Source organism: Flavobacterium croceum DSM 17960 (assembly GCF_002917885.1).
Taxonomy (GTDB): Bacteria; Bacteroidota; Bacteroidia; order Flavobacteriales; family Flavobacteriaceae; genus Flavobacterium; species Flavobacterium croceum.
In genome coordinates, this window is sequence record NZ_PQNY01000008.1 from 98,394 (window position 1) to 121,506 (window position 23,113).

Genomic DNA, 23,113 nt, shown 5'->3' on the forward strand with positions numbered 1-23,113 from the left:
ACAACTTTACATTTTTTATATAGATGATTAATTTATTTAATGCACACATAGAATCGCTATCGATACACCGCGTAGGGAACAAAAGTAGAAACGAAGCCCTATTCTTATCGGGGCAACCCTACCCGCTTCAAGACGAAATTACCCCATTGCTTAAAGAATTTTTCTTTAAACCTTTTAGAGATAAAGAAGAAAACTATTTTCAATTTGCTCACGATGTAGATTTGGAATACAATGAAATGTATATGTATGCCCAAGAAATTTTTACAAACCCAAGTAATATTCATGAGGTATCCAAAAAAATTACAACACATTTATACGAGCAATCCAACCATCCGCACATTAAAAACGGAGAAGTGTATGTAACCTATCTTACACACATAACCATAGATAATAACCCTGTAGATGCTATTGGAATTTTTAAAAGCGAATTAAAAACCGATTTCTTACAATTTGAAGAAAAAGAAAGCCACCTCGAAATGATACTCCAACAAGGTATCAATTTAAACCGATTGGACAAAGGTTGCATTATCTTTAATTTTAAAAAAGAAGAAGGATATAAAATACTTACCGTAGATAGTAACAAGTACGATGCGCGCTATTGGCTTGAACATTTTCTATCTGTAGATGCTTTTATCGACGAAAACTACATGACAAAAAAATATTTAAAATTTTGTCAAGATTTTGCCAAAGATGTAGTACTACCTGCCGAAGACAAGCGCGAAGAAGTGTTGTTTATGAACCGTGCTATAAACCATTTTGCAAAAAATGACGAGTTTGAAGAAACTAAATTTTTGAACGAAGTGATAGACAACCCCGATTTGATACCCGAATTTAAAAACTACAAAGTAGACAAAGGTGAAAAATACAGCATAGAAGATGTAACCAATTTCCCGATTGCCAATGCCGCCGTTACCGATGCACGTAGAAAAATAAAAAACACCATCAATTTAGACACCAATATTCAAATAAAACTCGACTTTGTAAACCCCGAAAGCGCCGAAAAATTTGTAGAAAAAGGCTGGGACGAAGAAAAGCAAATGTACTATTATTTGGTTTATTTTAATAAAGAACAAAAATCGTAAACAATACCTGCGGTTGCCTCACACAAAGGCAACCGTTTTTTTATGCTCAACATGGCGCAATACACTACCCTACTTGTAGCAAAACGCCTTTTGTAGTAAAAGACTACATACTATACAATGTTTTGCTATCAAACAGTAATGTTTATAGTGTATAGTATACAGCATTATAATTAAAAGTATATCGTGTAATACTACACAAAACATAGTATTTTACTACTTTCTATTGGTTGTTTTAGCCAATACTATATGGCGTTTTGCATAACTATACACCGTGTTTTACTATACAGCTTAATGTTTTATACTATGCAGTATACAGTATAACTATTCATTCTAATGGTAAAACTAAATTGTTTTGCGCAGCATATTGTTTATAAAAAACACGAAGGTAATTTTTGGTATAATAAAAACCCAAACTAAAATATCTAGAAAGCTTCAAAGGTAAAATGCTCAAAATATGCATTAATAATGAGTGTTTTTTATGTTAAAATTAGCTTAAAACAAAATATTAATTTTAAATAATTTAAAGATTTAGTAACTTTATCAAATGAAAAAATACCTCATATTTAATTTTGTTTTTTTACTATTTAACCATCTGGGAAATGCCCAATTTAGTAAAACACATTATATCCCTCCTATTTCAAACGCTATAAGTTTACAACCTCAAAATCAGTTTATCTATGTATCGTGTCCAAGTATTACTCCTATTGCTGTAGAAATTAAAGAAATAGGCGGAACAACATTTACAGGAACTGTAAGTAGAGACAACCCTTTGGTATATGATATTGGTTTTGGGCAAAACACCCAGCTTATGGTAAGCGATAGTAATGCAGGGTCTGTATACAATAACAAAGGCTATATTGTACAAGCCAGCGATTTGATATATGTAACGGTAAGGCTTGTAGCAACACCTCAACGTTATCAAGCTGGAGGCTTAGTTTCCAAAGGTATTGCATCTTTGGGTAAACAGTTTCGCGTAGGGGCTATGGTAAACACACTCATTGCGAGTACAAGTAGCATACATTATACATTTGCCTCGATATTGGCAACCGAAAATAATACTACAGTTTCTTTCTCTGATATTAAACCAGGCGTTACCATAAAAAACTTAGAATCGTTTGGAAATAGTATTCCAAATATTACACTCAACGCAGGCGAAAGTTATGTAATAGCCGTAAATTGTAGCAACTCTACCGCCAATAGAGATGGTTTGATAGGTGCTCTTATTGCTGCCGACAAAAACATTGTAGTTAATTGTGGCTCATTTGCAGGTTCCAATGGTAATACTTCAAACATTGATTTGGGTTTCGATCAAATTGTATCTACAGATCGTATTGGCAATCAATACATTTTTATTAAAGGAAATGGTGTAGATGTAGTAGAAAAACCACTCATTGTAGCCCACGAAAACAATACAGCCGTTTATTTAAATGGTAATACTACTCCAACGGCAACATTAAATGCTGGAGAATATTTAGCCCTAAATGGTGCTAATTTTACCACAAACAATAATTTGTATGTAAGTACCAGCAAAAATGTATTTGCATACCAAGGTATTGGAGGTAGTAATAATCAAGCCAATCAAAATATGCACTTTTTGCCGCCTTTAAGTTGTCAAACACCAAAAATTATTGATAACATTCCGTACATAAATTCGGTAGGTAATGACGATAGTTTTACGGGTACGGTGTGTATTGTAACCGAAACGGGTGCTACCCTAAATTTTATTCTCAACGGTACTACTTATCCTATTACTGGTTTGCCTACAGGAATTGTTGTAAACGGGCCTTTTCCCGTAACTGGAAATCCAAATTATGTAACCTATTCTTTTGAAGGGCTTACAGGAAATATTTCTGTACTAGCAGACAAGCAAGTGTATCTTTCTTATTTTGGAACTAGCGGTGCTGCTACCTACGGAGGCTTTTATTCTGGTTTTACTTTTAAACCCGAAGTTGCATTTCAAACAGTAGATATTACCCAAACCAATTGTATACCCAATGTAAATTTAAACATAAGTTCTGTATCGGGTTTTGATACTTACCAATGGTATAAAGATGGTGCTATTATGCCTGGAGAAACCACTGCAACCTTGCATCCTACGCAACCTGGCTTATACAAAGTGAGAGCTACATTAACCTCTTGTAACATCGATTTATATTCAGACGAAATACCCGTAAGCAAATGCCCAACAGATACCGACAACGATGGTGTAAACGATAACATAGATTTGGATTGGGATAATGATGGTATTACAAATTGTAACGAATCATTGGGCGATACCGTTATCAACATAAGTAATCCCACTGCTGGCACTATTGTAAATAGCACATACACAAATACATTTACAGCAAACGTAACAACTTCTACCACAGCAAGTCCAACACCTTTTGTAGGTGCTACAGATGGTAGTTTTGTAACACACATTCCTGCAGGTAAAGGCTATTTTGTTCAATACACCAACACATTTACCAATCCGTTAGCATTAGGAATTGAGTATGTATCGAGCGCAAACAGCACCGATTTGCTCAATGCCAACGCAGAATACGAAATAAGTGTACCTACATCAACTACAATTACGGTTTTAAACCCAAACAATCAATTATTAATTGATACTAATTACGATGGCATTTATGAAAGTGGTGTTACAGAATATTCTTCGTTTAATATTAGGTTTAGATTGAACAGTACAACGCCTCTTGCTGCTGGAACTGGAACTTTTAAGTTTTTAACTAAAAATGTTACGTCTATCACTATTTTGCATAGAAACCTAACCGATGAACTAGACAACAAATCGACATTTAAGCTATACGCAGAATGTGTACCAAAAAACTCTGATAACGATACAATACCCGATGCCGAAGATTATGACAGCGATAACGATGGTATTCCAGATGTGATCGAAGCAACGGGTACAAACGCTATCGTGCCACTTGGTACCGACTCTAACCATAATGGTATTGATGATGCTTTTGGCAACGGAATAACACCACAAGATTTTGACAACGACGGCATTCCAAATTATCTAGATTTAGATGCCGATAATGATGGAATATTTGATGCTGTAGAAGCAGGCAATACACTTAATGCAGCGAGTATTACCGGTATATCTTCTGGGCCTAACTATGGCACAAATGGTTTAGACAACAACCTAGAAACAGCTACCGATAGTAACATAGTAAACTATACTGTAGCCGATACAGATAATGACGGTGTTTACAACTTTTTGGAACTAGACAGCGACAACGACGCGTGTTTTGATGTTGTAGAAGCAGGTTTTACAGACGTTAATCAAAACGGATATGCAGACACCACCAGCACTACTATCAATTCAAACGGAACCGTACCTACCACAAGTGGCTATACCCTACCTAATAGCAACTACATAATAGCCGCTCCTATTACTATTACTACACAACCTATTAATGTAACTGTTTGCGAACTTGAAAATGCTACTTTTACTGTAGCTTCTTCCAACTCTATTGATAGTTATCAATGGCAAATTTCTACCGATAATGGTTTAACTTACACTAATATTACCAATAACGCTACTTATTCTGGAGCTACAACAGCTAGTTTACAAATTACAAGTGTTACCCCTGCCATGACCAGTTATAAATACAGAGTATTTTTAAACCGAAATGGAAATAGTTGTGGTAAATACTCTCAAGATGCCATGCTTACCACCTATGCACTACCTGTTGTAAACACCCCTATTACTCTGAAACAATGTGATGACAATACCGATGGTATTAGTGTATTTAATTTAACCCAAATCAACCCGCAAATAGCAGCAAATTATACCAATTATCAATTCTCCTATTTTACCACATTTGCTGGAGCCGACACCAACGATACCAATACTAAAATTACAAATGAAACAAGCTACACAACAGGTAGCACAACACTATATGTAAGGGTTGTTACTGCCAATAATTGTAAAAAAATAGTAACCTTGCAATTGCTTGTAAGTGTATCTCAAATTCCGAACACATATCATAAAACACTTACCAAATGTGATGATTATATTGATGCAACCCAGAATAATTACGATGGTGTAGCTTCGTTTAGTTTTGCGCCATTGTTATCGGAAATTGCAGCTATGATGCCCAATTCAAATTATACAGTTACTTTTTACCCTACTTTGCTCGACGCTCAAACCGAAACCAACGAGATAACCAACACAACAAATTTTAGAAATACTACATCTCCCAACACACAAAATATTTGGGTGAGAATTGATAGTACTATAGATAATTCTTGCTACGCCATGAAAGATTATCTCACCCTAGTAGTAGAACCAACCCCTGTAATACATAGCGTTGGAGTAAATAATACCATTCGTCAATGCGACGATAACACCGATGGTATTTATGCATTTGACACATCTACACTAAGCAACCAAATTTTGGGCGGGCAAACTCATGTTGATGTAAGTTATTACGATAATGGAACCTTACTTAATCCTCTACCCAACCCATACACCGTAACTACAAGTAAAACACTCACAGTAAGGCTTACCAACAATCCGTCTGTGGCTTCAGATGGGCCTTGTTATGTAGAAGGTACTATTACGTTTATTGTAGACAAAGTGCCTTTTGCACAAACCATTCCTGCTTCAACTTATGCTCTTTGCGACAATGAAGATAATCCGTTACTACAAAACGGCATTTTAACTTTTAATACCGCTACTTTACAAAGTACAATACTTGCTGGACAAACTGATATGCAAATTAGTTACATCAATTCGGCTACAGGAGCAACAATAGCAAGTCCATTTCCTCCAACATTCACCACGAGTACGACTACTATTATTGCTCGAGTATTTAATCCGCTCAATCCAAATTGTTATGCCGAAACAACCGTATATTTCACGGTATTACCAATACCTAGAATTGATTTGAATACCAACGGAAATGATGATGAAATTGTATGCACCAATTTGTCTGCAACGAGCCCTATATACATTAATGCCGGTGTACAAAATGCCAATTTAATAAATACCTACACATACCAATGGTATCAAGATGGTATTCAAATTACAGGAGCCACCCATTATACATTACAAGTCACTACAGGAGGAAATTATAGTGTTGTTGTAACCACTAGTGCTGGGTGTAGTAGAACAAGAACTGTAAAAGTTACAGCTTCACAAATAGCTACCGTAGAACAAATTATTATAAAAGACTTGTCAGAAAACAACAGCATTGAAGTAATTACGTCTGGTAATGGCGTTTATGTATATGCACTAGACGATATCAACGGAAATTATCAAACCTCAAGCCTCATTACCCCTGTTGATATGGGCATACACACGCTTTATGTAAAAGATATAAACGGTTGTGGTATTGTGCAAAAAGAAGTTTACGTATTGGGCGCGCCTGCCTATTTTACCCCAAATGGAGATGGCTACAATGACTACTGGAATTTAAAAGGATTAGAACCAAATAAATACCCAAAAGCAGAGATACAAATATTTGACCGCTATGGCAAATTGCTCAAACAATTCTCTCCTTACAAAACAGGTTGGGATGGCTATTACAATAACCAACAATTGCCTGCCGACGATTATTGGTATGCTATTAGACTCAATGACTACAGAACTGCAAAAGGGCATTTTTCTATAAAAAGATAAAAATAAAAGGGACTTTTGTTAAGTCCCTTTTATTTTTTGCTATCCGTGTACGGTTTCTTTTTTACCGTAATTTTCCATAATGCTAGCTTCATAATCCAACCATTCTTTCCAACGTTTATCTACATCTACTTTTTCAGAATATTTTCGGGCAAAGCCTAAAAATGTAGTATAATGATTGGCTTCGCTTACCATTAAATCATGGTAAAATTGTGCTAATTCTTTATCGTCTATATTGGTAGATAATACTCTAAAACGTTCGCAGCTTCGGGCTTCAATCATCGCCGCAAATAATAACCTTTCTATTAAAGCATCATTTCTGCTACCATCTTTTTTCATAAATTTTACCAAATCTCCTACATAGTCATCTTTGCGTTCTCTACCAAGCTCTAGTCCTCTTTGTTTTATAATTTCGTGAACCAATTGAAAATGCTCTATTTCTTCTTTGGCAATTTTAAGCATTTCTGTAACTAAATCTTCTTTTTCAGAATTGTTAATAATGATATATATTGCATTTGAAGCTGCTTTTTGTTCACACCAAGCGTGGTCTGTAAGTATTTCAGAAATATTAGACTCTACAATATTTACCCAACGTGGATCGGTAGCCAATTTTAAACCTAACATGATTATTTATTTTAGTTCAAAAATACTTCATTTATCTGAAATGCTAAAAAGAAATAGTACTTTTGAAATACAAAAATTACTATTTTGAAAAGAAAAATTCTCATTTTAAGTGCTGTTAATATTGAGCCTAATTCATCTGCTGCTGGAGGAAGAATGTTGCAATTGCTAAATCTTTTTCAAGAAATGGATTTTGAAATACATTATGCTACCACTGCTGTTAAAACTGAATTTTCGGTAAACATTCCTTATGTTTCATTTCACAACATTGTAATTAACGATTCGAGCTTTGACAACTTTGTAGCAAATTTGAATCCTGCTGTTGTAGTTTTTGATAGATTTATGCTAGAAGAGCAATTTGGATCTAAAATATCAGAAAATTGCCCAAATGCTTTAAAAGTTTTAGATACCGAAGATTTACATAGCCTAAGGCAAGCTCGGCAAAATTGTGTTAAAACAGAAACACCTTTTACCCTAGATACTTGGAAAAATAGCGACTATACCAAAAGAGAAATAGCTAGTATTTATAGATGTGATGTAACATTAATTATATCAGAATATGAGTATCATTGTTTAGTACAAGATTTTAAAATACCAGAATCAATTTTATTTTACATACCCTTGTTTGCCAAAAAACAAGAAAATATAAAGAATTTTTCCGAAAGAACAGATTTTGCATTCATTGGAAATTTTCTGCACGAACCCAACTGGGATGCCACACAACAACTTTACAAAACAATATGGCCTTCTATAAAACAAAAACTACCTCGTGCAAAAATGAAAATTTATGGAGCCTACCCTACACAAAAAGTGCTTGAATTACATCAGCCTGGAAAAGGATTTTATATACAAGGCAGAGTAGACAATGCGCTAGAAGCTATTGCCTCTGCCAAAGTATTACTAGCACCTATTCGTTTTGGAGCAGGAATAAAAGGAAAATTACTAGATGCTATGCAAACAGGCACACCTTCTATTACCACAAAAATTGGTGCAGAAGGCATGGAATATAAAGGTTGGAACGGATTTGTATGTGATGACAATGAAAGTTTTATTGAAAAATCAATTCTTTTATATTCCGATGAAAAACTGTGGCATACGATGCAAGAGAAAGGATTTGAAATTATAGAAAAAAAATTAAATTCTCTATTTTTTGCAGATGCATTCAAAGAAAAAATAAACCGTATGATTGATGATTTAGCTTACTATAGAAATGATAATTATATAGGGAAATTGCTAAACCATCATACCACAAATGCTTACTATTATATGAATAAATGGATTGAAGAGAAAAATAAAAAGTTACAATAAATCTAAAATACGCTCCAAAGCCATACCTCTAGAACCTTTGATAAGTAATAATTGAAAACTATCATCATTTTTAAATTGTTGCTTAAAATCTTCAAAATCATGGCAAAAAACCATTCGAGAATCAGAGATTTTATGGGTATAAAAATCTTTTCCTACAAAATATACTAAAAAATCTAGACTAGTAAATTGGGTTAGTTTATCGAGTATAGCTTTATGTTCTTGTAGACTTTCGTTACCCAATTCAAACATATCGCCCAAAACCAACATTCTTTTTGTAGCGTGCAATTGCATAAAATTATCGATAGCCAATGCCATACTACTTGGGTTAGCATTATATGCGTCGAGAATAATTTCACGATTTTGTTTTCTAATTATTTGTGATCTATTATTCTCTGGTATGTACGATTCGATAGCTTCTTTACATTGCTCAAAAGATACGTTAAATAAATAACCAATAGTTATTGCCGCCGCCACATTTGTAGCATTATAGAGCCCTATTAATTGAGAATGAATAATAATATTTTCTACAGTTAATGATACAAATGGCAAAGCAATACTATTTGTAAAAATAATATCGGCTTGATTATTTTGAAGTGTAAAACTATATGTGCTACCAGCTTTTGTTTTTTCTACCTGAATAGTATCATCGGCATTTACAATTACTTGCTTATTATTTTCGAGCAAATAATCATACATTTCGCTTTTGCCTTTTATCACGCCTTCTACTCCACCAAAACCTTCCAAATGAGCCTTACCAAAATTTGTAATATAACCATAATCTGGTTGCGCAATAGAACACAAAAATGCAATCTCTTTTTGATGATTGGCTCCCATTTCTACAATTCCCATTTCTGTTTCTTTGGTAAAAGACAAAAGCGTTAGTGGCACACCTATATGATTGTTTAAATTACCTACTGTGGCTTGCGCTTTGTATTTTTTTGATAATACTTGATAAATGAGTTCTTTGGTAGTTGTTTTTCCGTTACTTCCAGTAAGAGCTATTATAGGAATTTTTAAATAATTTCTATGAAACTTTGCTAACTCTTGCAACGTATTTAAAGCGTCTTCTACAAGAATTGTTCTTTGATCTACAAAATATTCTTTTTCATCAATAATAACATAATTTACACCTAGATCTAAGGCTTTCTTGGCAAAAGTATTTGCATTAAACTTTTCTCCCTTTAAAGCAACAAATAAAGAGTTGGATTTAATTTTTCTAGTATCTGTAGCAATACCTCCTGTACATGTAAGATACAATTGATGAATTTCATAAATATTCATGCGTTGAAATAATATTGGTTAAAAAGATTGGTTATCATATCCTCTCTTTATACAAAAAAGAAAGAGCCCTAAAAAGGGCTCTCAAATATACTATTTTTCTCGATTATCTTTGTCTTCTATTTGTAGGAGATTTTTTGATATCTGATTTTGGACCTACTCTAGACATAGCACATCTAAATCCGATATAATCTGTAGCCATATCTTGTGGGAAGTATCTTCTTTGTGCAGGATCTAACCAATAAGCTCTATCTCTCCAAGAACCTCCTTTGTAAACTCTCACATCATCATTTACTAAAGTTGTTCTTTTTGAAGATTTATCATATTTTCTAATCATTTTACCAATACTATCTACAGAAACGTTGTGTTTCGGAGAATCGTACATTCGTTTAGAATCATCTACTTTAGCATTATCCTCAGAGTCTCCAAATTTAAACCATCTTGTAGATTGTTTATCACCATCGCGATAGTTTCTTTCATCACTCTTATCAAAGTTTTGTCTTAAATAAGTTTCTTTATCATCTACTGGAACTTGAGCTATTTGACCAATAAAGTTTCTAGCAATTACTTTTCCATTTGGTAAAGTATCCATTTTTTGAGATTCAGCGGTAACCAACTCTACTTTACCATCTTCACCTATTTTATTTTTCATGTAAACGTTACCTCTATAGTAGTTGAAATCGTTAGCTTCATCATCAACCATAGGTCTGTAAACATCGGCAACCCATTCTGCTACGTTACCTGCCATATCATACAACCCAAAATCGTTTGGAGGATATGATTTTACTTTATTTGTAATATCTGCATTATCATCAGACCAACCAGCAATTCCACCGTAGTCTCCTTTTCCTTGCTTAAAGTTAGCCAATTGATCACCTTTTACTTGACGTCTATTGGTACGCGTATATCTACCAGACCAAGGATATTTCTTTTGACCTTTGTATAAATTGTATTGTCTTTGACCTACATCGGCAGCTGCTGCATATTCCCATTCTGCTTCTGTTGGAAGTCTATATTCTGGCAAAATTAAACCCGATGAACGTTGAGCATAAACATTTTTAGAAGCAGAACTTCCGCCATTGGCACCTGCAGTTCCGTTATTTTTTGCTCCTCCTTTTTGACCTTTTTGTAATACAATATTACTATCTCCTCCGTATGTTTTTGTAGGAGCAGCTAAATATGTTTCTGTGTCAAAAGTAGATTCTGCTTTTGCATCTGTAACTTTAGCATCTTTTTTCAAGAATTTTTCTCTTTCTAAAATTGCTTCATTCACACGATTGGTTCTCCATTTTGAAAACTCGGTTGCTTGAATCCAATTTACACCAACTACAGGATATTCTGCATAAGCAGGATGTCTTAAATAGTTATTAGTCATCGTTTCATTATAACCTAATCTATTTCTCCAAACTAGAGTATCAGGAATGGCTCCTTCATAAATATTAGCATAGCTTTCTTGATCTGGAGGAAAAACTCTTTTTAACCAATCTAAGTATTCCATATACATCATATTGGTTACCTCAGTTTCATCCATGTAAAACGATTGAACGTGTTGTTGGTTTGGTGTGTTGTTCCAATCGTGCATTGGGTCGTCTGCTACTTTACCCATGGTGAAGGTCCCTCCTTCTACAAGTACTAATCCAGGACCAGTTTCTTGTTTTTTAAAGTTAGACGCATACTGAAAACCTCCTTTTTTATCGTTGATTTTCCAGCCTGTTGCACGAGACCCTCCTTTTGAAGAAGATCCACCTTTGCTACAACTTGTAAACCCAACCATTACTGCTGCTACTAACAGTAATTTTACGGCAAAAACCTTGTTTACTTTCATACTCATACTTAGGTAATAATTTTTAGTGGCGCAATATAGTAATTAACCATTAAATTGCAACAACTTTTTTGAATTAAATTTAATTTTTACTTTCAATTGTTTTATACAAACTCCTTTTTGTTGTATTTATTGTGTAAAAATATTACTTTTTTTAATAATATTTGCAATGAATAGCCGTTATGACCTATAATGAAAAAGATATATATATTATTTTGTTTTTTGATATACCAGATTGTACTGAGTCAAACTTCTGGAAACATTGCCATTACATGGAATTCTGACAACCGATATACTATTGGCGATGTAGATTTTAATATTCCTAATTTCCCTGTTAATATGAGTTACAATTCTATAGAAAACAGGATTTTTTATATTTCTAAAATCTCAACTAACAATTCCTTAATCAACGAAAACTCTTTGGTTATTACCAACTTAATTACTGAATCTGTTACTGAAAGTAATTTGGGTATGCTAAACAAAAAAGTAATTCCTACTACAATTGAAGCATCTATAAAAAATAATATAGCTCGTGATGATTTTAGTGCGATACTACAATTTAATCCTATTTATTATGAAGACAATACTTACAAAAGAGTAGTGTCTTTTAGTTATAGCTTTAATCAAGCTCTGGTAAACAAGAGTTTTTCTACACAAAATATTGTCAATTCGGTATTAAAAACAGGTTCATGGTATCGTTTTTACGTGCAAAAATCGGGAGTTTACAAACTAGATAAAACATTTATAAAATCGTTGGGGATGGATGTAGATAAAATTGACCCTCGAAAAATACAAATTTATGGCAATGGAGGAAGAATGCTTCCTATTACAAATAATGAATATTACCCTAACGATTTAGCTGAAAATGCAATACAAGTAATAGGAGAAGATGACGGCGTTTTTAACAACGAAGATTACATATTGCTTTATTGTGAAGGGATGGATAATTGGAGTGAAGATAATTTGACACACTTAAATTTATATTCAGATAAATCATACTATTATATTACATACAGTCAAAACAATGGTAAACGAATAGGTACTTTTACACAACCAACAGGTTCGTCATCTTACACATTTACAAATTTTGATGACTATCAGTTTTATGAAAAAGATTTAACCAATATAGCTCGTTTGGGAAAAGTTTTTGTAGGAGAAAGTTTTTATCTAGACAATGAACAAGAATTCAATTTTAATTTTCCTCAAATAGACACTACAAATCCCGCTTCGGTAAAAGTGCAAGTAGGTGATGACAGTAGTGTGAATACATCGTTTGATATTAGTATAAATGGAGGTAGTACTCCTACTTTAAATTTAATACATATAGCAGGAGCCAATCTAACTCAATATGTAGAAGCTGCAAGTTACAATAGTGTGTCAGCATCGCAAAATTTTAACATCAAACTTAAATACAATAACAATGGTGTACCTTCGGCAAAAGGCTACCTCAATTATATAGCCATTACTGCAAAGAGTAATCTTGTGGGTTATAATAAACAATACCGATTTAAAACTGCAAATGCTACTAATATAAGTGGTATAGCACAATATAATTTTAGCAACAGCAGTAGCATAAGTCAAATATGGGATGTTTCTGATATTTGGAACGTGAGTGCTATCGCTACAAACAATACACCAAGTTTTAACTTTAAAACCAATTTAGGAATAAGTAAACAATTTATTGCTGTAGACCCAAGTGATTATTACACTCCTCAAAAAGAACAAACTACAACGATATCCAATCAAAATTTAAAAGGTGATATTTTTTACGATAAATATGGCATATTTAGAGATATTGATTATCTTATTGTTTGTCCTTCTTTTTTAAATCCGCAAGCCGAAAAACTAGCAGAATTTCACCGAAATTACAACAACTACAATGTAAAAGTAGTTACTTTAGAAAGCATATATCAAGAATTTGGTGGTGGCAAACAAGATGTAGCAGCTATAAGAAACTTTGTGAAATATGTATATCAAAATGCTTCATCGGCTAGTAGTAGAGTAAAATTTTTAAATCTATTTGGAGACGCATCGTTTGACTACAAAAATAGAATACCAAACAATACTAATATTGTACCTATATTTCATGCTAAAAGTAGTTTTACAGAAGCAGCCTCTAGCTCTTTTGCCACAGATGATTACTATGGAATGATGGACGATAGCGATCCGAATCCAGAAATGAACTTATACGGAATAGACGTAGCTGTAGGCCGTATGATTGTATCGACCAACCAGCAAGCCGACGAAATGGTTACAAAAGTTATCGAGTACCACGATATAAAATCGTATGGAAATTGGCGCAACAATTATGTAGCGATTGCAGATGACCCAGATGCTTTTAAAACAGCCGACAATCAATTGCAATATTATCAAAATAAAAATGTTGATATGTTGTACCAACAAAAACCTTTTGTTAATTACAAAAAAATATTTCTAGATGCCTATCAGCAAGAAACAACCGCTGGTGGAACTCGGTATCCAAAAGTAAATGAAGATATACAAAATGCTTTTGAAAAAGGCGCTTTGGTTTTTAACTATTTAGGTCATGGAGGCGAAGAAGGTCTTGCCAATGAACGCATTTGGAACAAATTTGATGGGTATAATTTTTACAATCAATACCGTTATCCCCTATTTATAACACTAACATGCGATTTCTCTCGATTTGACAACCCATACAAACAAACTTCTGGAGAATATACTTTTTGGAATCCAAAAGGAGGAGCTATAGCAATGGTAACGACTATAAGGCAAATTCCTCAATCTGGAGCACAATATTTCAATGAAATTTTCACTTCGTATTTATTCTCTTACGGTAGTACCAATTATGGTTCTATAGCTGAAGCCCTACGAAAAAGTAAGAATGATTATACTGATGGTTCTACAACCCGAATAGTATCGCTATTGGGCGATCCAGCTTTGGCTCTTGCTATCGCTAAGCCTAATGTAGTATTAACCAAAGTAAACGATATTCCTATATCGCAACCCATAGATGATTTTAAAGCCTTAAGTTATGTAAAAATAACAGGAGAAGTTCGAGACGAAACAGGCTCGCTATTAAACAATTACAATGGTGAATTGGCCGTAACAATTTTTGATAAAGATTATACCAAAAATACACTTAGAAACGACAATTACGATGCCATAATATCGCCTACAGCAACAGCCACGTATTTTCCTTTTACTAGTTTGGGCGAAGCTATTTTTAGAGGAAACGCATCGGTTACAAATGGCTCGTTTGAATTTGGTTTTGTTGTACCTCGCGATATTAAAATACCTCTAGGAAATGGTAGAATTAGTTTTTATACCAAAAGAAACCAAACACGTCTAGACAAAACAGGATATAATGTAAACATTAAAGTTGGTGGTATAAACACAAACGCTCCAGCAGACACAACTCCGCCCAAAGTACGTTTATATATGAATGACGAAACTTTTTTAAATGGAGGAAACACCAATCAATCTCCTTATTTTTTAGCTTTTTTAGATGATGAACATGGTATAAATACAGCAAGTGGTATTGGGCATGATATTGTTGCTGTTTTAGACGGCAATGAAAGTAATCCTTATAATTTAAACGATTATTACGAAACCGAACTTAATAATTATACCAAAGGAAAAATTAGATTCCCTTTTAGAAATCTTAGTGTAGGTTTACACACTATCACATTCAAAGCTTGGGATGTTTACAACAATTATGTAACTTCAGAACTACAATTTGTTGTAGTTGGAGACGAAGATGTAGTGCTTACCAATGTGCTAAATTATCCAAACCCATTTGTAAACTATACCGAATTTTGGTTTACTCACAACAAACCTTACGAAAATCTTGATGTTCAAGTTCAAATATTTACCATTACCGGAAAAGTAGTAAAAACTATCAATCAAAGTGTTATTACAGAAGGATTTTTATCAAGAAGTATTACTTGGGATGGCTTAGATGACTTTGGAGAAAAAATAGGAAAAGGAGTTTATGTGTATAAACTCACTGTAAAATCTCAAACTACAGGAAAAAAATCAGAAAAAATAGAAAAACTTGTTATACTATAAGAAAACATTATATTTGTAAACTTTATTAATTTGTTATGAAAAAAATAATAATACTAATTTCATTATTAACTTTAACAACCAATTTCGCTCAAGATAGAGTCATCACTACTGGAGTTCCGTTTTTACTTGTAGCTGCCGATGCTCGTGCTGCTGGACTTGGAGATCAAGGTGTTGCAACATCTGCCGATACTTATTCGCAACAGTGGAATCCTGCAAAATATGCTTTTGCGCTAGACAAACAAGGTTTCTCTTTTAGTTACACGCCCTACTTAACCCAATTGGTAAATGATATTTCTCTTGGACAAATTACCTACTATAATCGCATTAATGAAAGAAGTGCTTTTGCGGGAAGTTTACGTTATTTTGGTTTAGGAGAAATAGAATTAAGAGAATATTACGACAGTACTCCAAATGTTGTAAAACCCAACGAATTAGCTTTAGACGGGTCGTATTCCTTAAAACTAGACGAGAATTTTTCTATGGCTGTAGCGGGTAGATATATACGCTCTAACTTAAAAATTGCAGATGCAAATACAGATGCTACACCAGGAAAAAGTTTTGCTTTTGACGTAGCTGCTTATTTTCAAAGTGAAGAAAAAGCATTTACCGATTTTGATGGTCGATATAGAATAGGTTTGAATTTACAAAACTTAGGTCCAAAAATAAGTTATGATAACAATCAAGAAATAAGCTCTAACTTTTTACCTGCAAATATGCGTTTAGGTGGTGGTTTTGATTTTATTTTTGATGAATACAACAAAGTAACGACGTCTGTCGAGTTTACGAAACTTTTAGTTCCTACGCCTCAAAATCCAGACTTAAACGGAGACGGTGTTATAACTAGTGATGAAAGAAGTACCAACAATACCAATTATAGAAATATAAATTGGGTTTCAGGTATTTTTAAATCATTTGGCGATGCACCCGATGGTTTTTCAGAAGAATTAAAAGAAATTACCTATTCGGCTGGAGTAGAATATCAATATCAAGACTCTTTTGCTATGCGCTTGGGATATTTTAATGAAAGTCCGTTAAAAGGAGCTCGCAAATTCTTTTCGCTAGGAGCAGGTTTTAAATACAATGTAGTAAAAGTAGATGTATCTTATTTATTCTCTGCTTCCAAAGTAAAAAATCCGTTAGAAAACACATTGCGTTTTTCACTTACATTCAACTTCGGTGATAAATACGATGAAAATTAAAAGCAATTAAAAATTAAAAACCATCCAAATTTCTATTTTGAAGTTTGGATTTTTTTTCCTCTATAAATTATGACAAAACAAGTAAGTATTTCTACTAAATTTGATGTTTTTGAAAATCTAAATGTACTACCAAACGATGTTCAAGAACTCATGCAAAAAGCTATTGAAACCAGAAACAATGCTTATGCACCCTACTCCCGTTTTCATGTAGGCGCAGCTATTTTACTAGACAACAATCAAATCGTTTTGGGTTCAAATCAAGAAAACGCTGCATACCCATCAGGTTTGTGTGCCGAGCGTGTTGCTATATTTCAAGCTGGAGCACTATATCCAAATGCTAAAATAGTAAAAATGGCTATTACAGCAGCTTCGAGTATACATACCACTACATCGCCTATACCACCATGTGGCGCATGCAGACAATCGATGGCAGAATATGAGTTTAAGCAAGAGGCTGAAATAGAAATATATTTTATGGGAGAAACAGGCGAAGTATACAAATCAGACTCTGTAAGTAACCTATTACCCTTGTCGTTTGACAAAAAGTTTTTATAACTACAACGGTGTAGTTGATAATTACCAAAAAAATATAATCATTTTATAATTAATTTAATGATTTTAAATTTTTTGTTATAAGGTCAAAATAGTAATTTTGCAACCTTATACAAGAATTATTTAAAAAAATAAATAGTACACTAAACATGAAACCAATTACCAAAGAAGTTTACCTAAAATGGTACGAGGATATGTTATTTTGGAGAAAGTTTGAAGACAAACTTGCTGCGCTATACATACAACAAAAAATCAGAGGTTTTTTACATTTATACAATGGTCAAGAAGCTGTATTAGCAGGAGCTTTACACGCCATGGATTTATCTAAAGACAAAATGATTACAGCCTATAGAAACCACGTACAACCTATAGGTATGGGTGTGGATCCTCGCCGAGTTATGGCTGAACTTTTAGGTAAAGTTACAGGTACTTCAAAAGGACTTGGAGGTTCGATGCACATTTTTTCGAAAGAACATGGTTTTTATGGAGGACATGGTATTGTGGGAGCACAAATTCCTGTAGGTGCTGGTATAGCATTTGCAGACAAATATTTTGAAACGGGTGGTGTAACGCTTACTTATTTTGGTGATGGCGCAGCACGACAAGGTTCATTACACGAAGCTTTTAACATGGCTATGAATTGGAAACTTCCGGTGGTATTTATTTGTGAAAACAATGGATATGCCATGGGAACTTCTGTAGAAAGAACAGCAAACCATACCGATATTTGGAAACTAGGCTTAGGATACGAAATGCCTTGCGGACCAGTAGACGGCATGAACCCTGTAAAAGTTGCCGAAGCTATGAATGAAGCTATAGAAAGAGCACGTCGAGGCGATGGACCAACATTTTTAGAAATGAAAACCTATCGTTATAGAGGTCATTCTATGTCTGATGCTCAATTGTACAGAAGTAAAGAAGAAGTAGAAGAATACAAAAAAATAGATCCTATTACTCAAGTATTAGACATCATAAAAGAAAAACAATACGCTACAGATTCAGAAATTGAAGCAATAGACAATCGTGTGGTAGATCTAGTAAACGAATGTGAAAAATTTGCAGAAGAATCTGAATTCCCAGATTTGAATATCATGTATGATGTAGTTTACGATCAAGAAAATTATCCATTTTTACCTCATAAATTATAAGCAATATGGCAACAGTAATTACGATGCCTCGTTTGAGCGATACCATGACAGAAGGAACCGTGGCAAACTGGCTTAAAAAAGTAGGCGACAAAATAAAAGAAGGTGATATTCTAGCAGAAATTGAAACAGATAAAGCCACTATGGAATTTGAATCTTTTAACGCTGGAACGCTGTTACACATAGGTATAGAAGCAGGACAAACAGCTCCTGTAGATGCTATGTTGGCCATAATTGGAAATGAAGGAGAAGATATTTCTGGATTACTTAATGGAACTCCAAAAAGTGCAGATACTTCAAACGAAGTAAAAGAAACCGTTACAGAAACCAAACAAAGTAATAATGCTGTAGAAATACCTGCTGGTGTAAAAGTAATTACAATGCCTCGTTTAAGCGACACCATGACAACAGGTACTGTTGCAACATGGCTTAAAAAAGTAGGCGATACTGTAAAAGAAGGCGACATACTAGCTGAAATTGAAACCGATAAGGCTACAATGGAGTTTGAATCTTTTGATGCAGGAACATTATTGTATATAGGTGTAAACGAAGGCGAATCGGCGCCTGTAGATAGTGTTTTGGCGATTATGGGTCCTGCAGGAACCGATGTTAGCCATATTGCTGCCAATTACAAAGCGGGAGCTACCAAAGATGCTGAACCTGCTCAACAACAAGAAAAAACAGTAGAAACAAGCCCAACTTCATCTCAAAATACTACAACAAATACCAACGCAAACGGTAGAATTTTTGCTTCGCCATTGGCTAAAAAAATAGCTACAGAAAAAGGTATAAATTTAGCACAAGTAAAAGGTACGGGAGAAAATGGTAGAATTACCAAAAGCGATGTAGAAAACTTTACTCCTACTGCATCTACTATTCAAACAGAAGTTTCGTCTGCAAATCAAGCTGTTGCCAATGTAAAACCTTTTGTACCTACAGGAGAAGTGTATCAAGAAGAAATTAAGAATTCTCAAATGCGCAAAACAATTGCCAAGAGACTTTCAGAATCTAAATTTACAGCACCTCATTACTATTTAACAATAGAGTTAGATATGGATAATGCTATTGCTTCTCGTACTACCATAAACAGTTTACCTGAAACAAAAGTTTCTTTTAACGATATGGTTATTAAAGCGTGTGCAATGGCTCTAAAAAAACATCCGCAAGTAAATTCGCAATGGAGAGATGATGCTATGATAATCAATCATCATGTTAATATAGGCGTTGCTGTAGCTGTAGAAGACGGACTTGTTGTTCCTGTGCTTAAATTTACAGACCAAATGTCTTTATCTCAAATAGGAGCCAATGTAAAAGACATGGCCGGAAGAGCAAAAGCAAAAAAAATACAACCATCAGAAATGGAAGGTAGCACTTTTACCATATCCAACCTAGGTATGTTTGGTATTCAATCGTTTACTTCGATAATAAACCAACCTAACTCTGCCATTTTATCGGTAGGAGCTATTGTAGAAAAACCTGTAGTAAAACAAGGTCAAATTGTTGTAGGTAATACCATGACAGTTACTCTAGCTTGCGACCATAGAACTGTAGATGGTGCTACTGGATCTCAGTTTTTACAAACTTTTAAAGCATTTATGGAAAATCCTGTAACAATGCTGGCGTAATGCCTCATAAGTTTTATTTATAAAGAAAACGGTATCTAAATTTAGGTACCGTTTTTTTATTTTCGAGGATGATAGGTATTCACAACTTGCGTAAGATGTTTTCTATCTAAATGTACATAGACTTCTGTAGTCGTTATCGATTCGTGCCCTAGCATGAGTTGGATAGCACGTAAATCGGCTCCATTTTCTAAGAGATGCGTAGCAAACGAATGCCTAAAAGTATGAGGGCTAATTGATTTTTGAAGATTAATTTGCTTTGCCAAATTTTTAATAATGGTAAAAACCATAGCTCTAGTAAGTTTTGCTCCTCGCCTATTTAAAAACAAAGTGTCTTCGTAGCCTTTTTTAATAACGCTATGCACTCGAATACCTTTATAAATAGTAATATATTTTTGAGTTGTTGGGCTTATCGGCACAAAGCGTTGTTTGTTACCTTTGCCTGTAACTTTTATAAATCCTTCATCAAAATATAAATCGGAAATTTTTAATTCTACTAGTTCCGATACCCGCAAACCACAACCGTAAAGAGTTTCAAGCATGGCTCTGTTACGCTCGCCTTCGTCTTTACTTAAATCTATAGCTTGTATTATATTGTCTATTTCTTCTACCGAAAGTGTATCGGGTAATTTTCTACCTAATCTAGGGGTTTCTATTAATTCTAAAGGAAAATCTTTTCTGTAGTTTTCAAAAATTAAATAATGAAAAAAACTTTTTAATCCCGATATAATTCTGGCTTGAGACCTAGCATTTATTTGTCGAGATAGTGTATAAATAAACTGCTGTAGTGTTTCTTCAGAAATAGTTATGGGCGAATCTTGCAGTTGGTTATCGTTTAAAAAAGAAACCAATTTTTCTATATCCAAGGTATAATTATCAATAGTATTTTGAGATAACCCTCGTTCTATTTTTAAATAATATTGAAAACTTTTTAGGTAAGATTGCCATTTACTTGAAACCATATACAATTAGGTTTTTTGTTTTTTCTTTTTGGCGGCTGGAAATAAAATATTATTTAAAATTAATCGATATCCAGGAGAGTTTGGATGCAAATCCAACACGGTAGGCTCATCACCTACTTTATGCTGATAGTCTTCGGGATCGTGACCGCCGTAAAAGGTAAAAAAACCTTTCCCCTTTTGTGCATGAATATATTTGGCTTCATCATTGAGTTCGCATTTTCCTAACACCAACACGTTAGACTTAATCAAATTACTATCAAAAGACGTTGTTTGCCCCATAAAACCTTTTACCAATTGAGTATGATTTTGGCAAAGCATAGTAGGTATTACGTCCCATTTTGCCGAATATTCCATGAGGGTAAAATAATCTTTTTCAAAAAGTATACGGCGCTTTTCCGTCATATCTATATCTGAAAATTCGTAACGCTCTGGTCTTCTTTCTAGCGTAAAATCTTTAAAAGCAAATGTTTTTATATAATCTATTTGCGATTGATAATTGGGTGAACTTTCATCACCATCAAACATCGCTTCACAAATATCTACGCCTTCTGCCGAAAGAGCTATATCAAAACTATCTGTGGCGCTACACATGGCAAACATAAATCCGCCTCCTATAACAAAATCACGTATTTTTTTGGCTACGTCTAGTTTTTCTACCGATACTTTTGAATACCCCAAACTTTTAGCTAGATCTTCTGCCTCTTTTTTCTCTTCTATATACCATGGAGCATTGCGGTAAGCGCCATAAAACTTACCATATTGCCCCGTAAAATCTTCATGATGTAGGTGTAGCCAATCGTAAAGAATTAACTGGTCGGCTAATACTTCTTTGTCGTAGATTTCTTTATAAGGAATTTCTGCGTATTTCAAAACCATAGTTACTGCATCGTCCCATGGTTGTTTTCCGGGTGGTGTATATACGGCTATTTTGGGTGCTTTTTCGAGCACTACGGTTTCCATGTTTTGAGACGGACTTGATATATCTTCTAATATACTATTGGCATCTGCATCGGATAATAGTTCAAAACTTACGCCTCGTATTTGACATTCTTTACGAATTTCGGCAACATCGGGCAGTAGAAATGAACCGCCTCTATAATTGAGTAACCAACTTGCTTTATATTGCTTATCTAAAGCCCAATAGGTTATTCCATAGGCTTTTAAGTGATTTTTTTGAGTGGTTTCGTCCATAGGAAGCAATATAAAATTGGCTTTTACTGTAATGGTTACCAATAAAGCTAGTATAGATATAAGTCTGGACATTTTGCTATTTTTATTTCAAAGATAACAAGTAATTATTATAAATAAATCTTAAAACTAATTTCTATTGAGATAATTTTGCAACTATTTTTGTTGTATAAAGAAAGATATTTTTTAGACTAAAGCCTTTTAATTGAAATTGTAAAAAACATAAATTTAAAACTTAAAAATTCAATGTCGTAATCGTAAGGTTTTGAAACTATAAAAACCCTACTCGTTATGTTCTCTCCAAAGTAAATGAAGTTTTAATAAGAACTGTATTATTAATAAATGAAACGAAATTGTAATTTAATCTTTTATTTTTCAAAATCAAATAGTTCTTTGGGTTCAATATTTAAAGCTTTTGCCAATTTAAAAACCGCATCTATTGATGTATTAATTTGACCTAATTCTATTCTGCTAATTTGAGAATATTCAAATGATGTAAGACTAGCAAGCAATTCCATAGAAATACCTTTTGAAACTCTAATTTGTCTCAATTTTTTCCCAAATTTTTTTATGGATAGTACATCTACTTCTTTACGCACATTACAAATAAAGAAGTAATTGTTTGAAATAATTATAGCATTATATGCTATAATTTAGATTA

General features: G+C 33.7%; 14 protein-coding genes. 8 read left to right on the forward strand and 6 right to left on the reverse strand.

The window, feature by feature from the left end; translation table 11 throughout:
* Positions 1-23: 23 nt before the first annotated feature.
* Complete coding sequence (locus Q361_RS07445; RefSeq protein ID WP_103726098.1) at positions 24-1,082, forward strand: nucleoid-associated protein; 1,059 nt, start codon at positions 24-26, stop codon at positions 1,080-1,082.
* A gap of 544 nt (positions 1,083-1,626) precedes the next feature.
* Entirely contained in the window at positions 1,627-6,711 is a 5,085-nt protein-coding gene (locus Q361_RS07450; RefSeq protein ID WP_103726099.1) for a T9SS type B sorting domain-containing protein, read from the forward strand.
* Positions 6,712-6,750: 39 nt separating this feature from the next.
* On the opposite strand, the gene miaE is transcribed toward Q361_RS07450, so the two are convergent.
* Positions 6,751-7,332 (reverse strand): tRNA-(ms[2]io[6]A)-hydroxylase, encoded by a 582-nt coding sequence (miaE, locus tag Q361_RS07455; RefSeq protein WP_103726100.1) that lies wholly within the window; start codon positions 7,330-7,332, stop codon positions 6,751-6,753.
* Between the two features lie 84 nt (positions 7,333-7,416).
* On the opposite strand from miaE, the gene Q361_RS07460 reads away from it, so the two are divergent.
* The gene (locus Q361_RS07460) at positions 7,417-8,637 is read left to right on the forward strand and encodes a glycosyltransferase (protein ID WP_245874616.1); all 1,221 of its coding nucleotides are present in this window, start codon (positions 7,417-7,419) and stop codon (positions 8,635-8,637) included.
* Here the strand turns inward: Q361_RS07460 and Q361_RS07465 are convergent.
* Complete coding sequence (locus Q361_RS07465) at positions 8,629-9,918, reverse strand: UDP-N-acetylmuramoyl-tripeptide--D-alanyl-D-alanine ligase (RefSeq protein WP_103726101.1); 1,290 nt, start codon at positions 9,916-9,918, stop codon at positions 8,629-8,631. The two genes, Q361_RS07460 and Q361_RS07465, sit on opposite strands and share 9 nt — an antisense overlap.
* Before the next feature lie 103 nt (positions 9,919-10,021).
* Positions 10,022-11,740 (reverse strand): gliding motility lipoprotein GldJ, encoded by a 1,719-nt coding sequence (gldJ, locus tag Q361_RS07470; RefSeq protein WP_103726102.1) that lies wholly within the window; start codon positions 11,738-11,740, stop codon positions 10,022-10,024.
* Between the two features lie 189 nt (positions 11,741-11,929).
* Here gldJ and porU point away from each other — a divergent pair, with 189 nt between their 5' ends.
* From porU to Q361_RS07495, 5 genes are all read left to right on the forward strand, one after another.
* Complete coding sequence (gene porU / locus Q361_RS07475) at positions 11,930-15,784, forward strand: type IX secretion system sortase PorU (protein WP_103726103.1); 3,855 nt, start codon at positions 11,930-11,932, stop codon at positions 15,782-15,784.
* Positions 15,785-15,819: 35 nt separating this feature from the next.
* Positions 15,820-16,983, forward strand: a complete 1,164-nt coding sequence (porV, locus tag Q361_RS07480) for a type IX secretion system outer membrane channel protein PorV (RefSeq protein ID WP_103726104.1) — start codon at positions 15,820-15,822, stop codon at positions 16,981-16,983.
* A gap of 69 nt (positions 16,984-17,052) precedes the next feature.
* Complete coding sequence (gene cdd / locus Q361_RS07485; protein WP_103726105.1) at positions 17,053-17,538, forward strand: cytidine deaminase; 486 nt, start codon at positions 17,053-17,055, stop codon at positions 17,536-17,538.
* A 146-nt stretch (positions 17,539-17,684) separates the two neighbouring features.
* Positions 17,685-18,683, forward strand: a complete 999-nt coding sequence (pdhA, locus tag Q361_RS07490; protein ID WP_103726106.1) for a pyruvate dehydrogenase (acetyl-transferring) E1 component subunit alpha — start codon at positions 17,685-17,687, stop codon at positions 18,681-18,683.
* Between the two features lie 5 nt (positions 18,684-18,688).
* On the forward strand, positions 18,689-20,305 hold the full coding sequence (locus Q361_RS07495) for a pyruvate dehydrogenase complex dihydrolipoamide acetyltransferase (protein ID WP_103726107.1): 1,617 nt from the start codon (positions 18,689-18,691) through the stop codon (positions 20,303-20,305).
* A gap of 56 nt (positions 20,306-20,361) precedes the next feature.
* Here the strand turns inward: Q361_RS07495 and xerD are convergent, their stop codons facing one another.
* From xerD to Q361_RS07510, 3 genes are all read right to left on the reverse strand, one after another.
* Positions 20,362-21,264: a site-specific tyrosine recombinase XerD gene (gene xerD, locus Q361_RS07500; protein WP_103726108.1), complete on the reverse strand. Its 903-nt coding sequence runs from the start codon at positions 21,262-21,264 to the stop codon at positions 20,362-20,364.
* Between the two features lie 6 nt (positions 21,265-21,270).
* A complete protein-coding gene (locus tag Q361_RS07505) occupies positions 21,271-22,527 on the reverse strand; it encodes an asparagine synthetase B (RefSeq protein ID WP_103726109.1) in 1,257 nt (418 codons plus the stop codon).
* Positions 22,528-22,820: 293 nt separating this feature from the next.
* Positions 22,821-23,003 carry a helix-turn-helix domain-containing protein gene (locus Q361_RS07510; protein ID WP_211290370.1) on the reverse strand — a complete coding sequence of 61 codons (183 nt, stop codon included), beginning with the start codon at positions 23,001-23,003 and terminating at the stop codon, positions 22,821-22,823.
* Between the last annotated feature and the right edge of the window lie 110 nt (positions 23,004-23,113).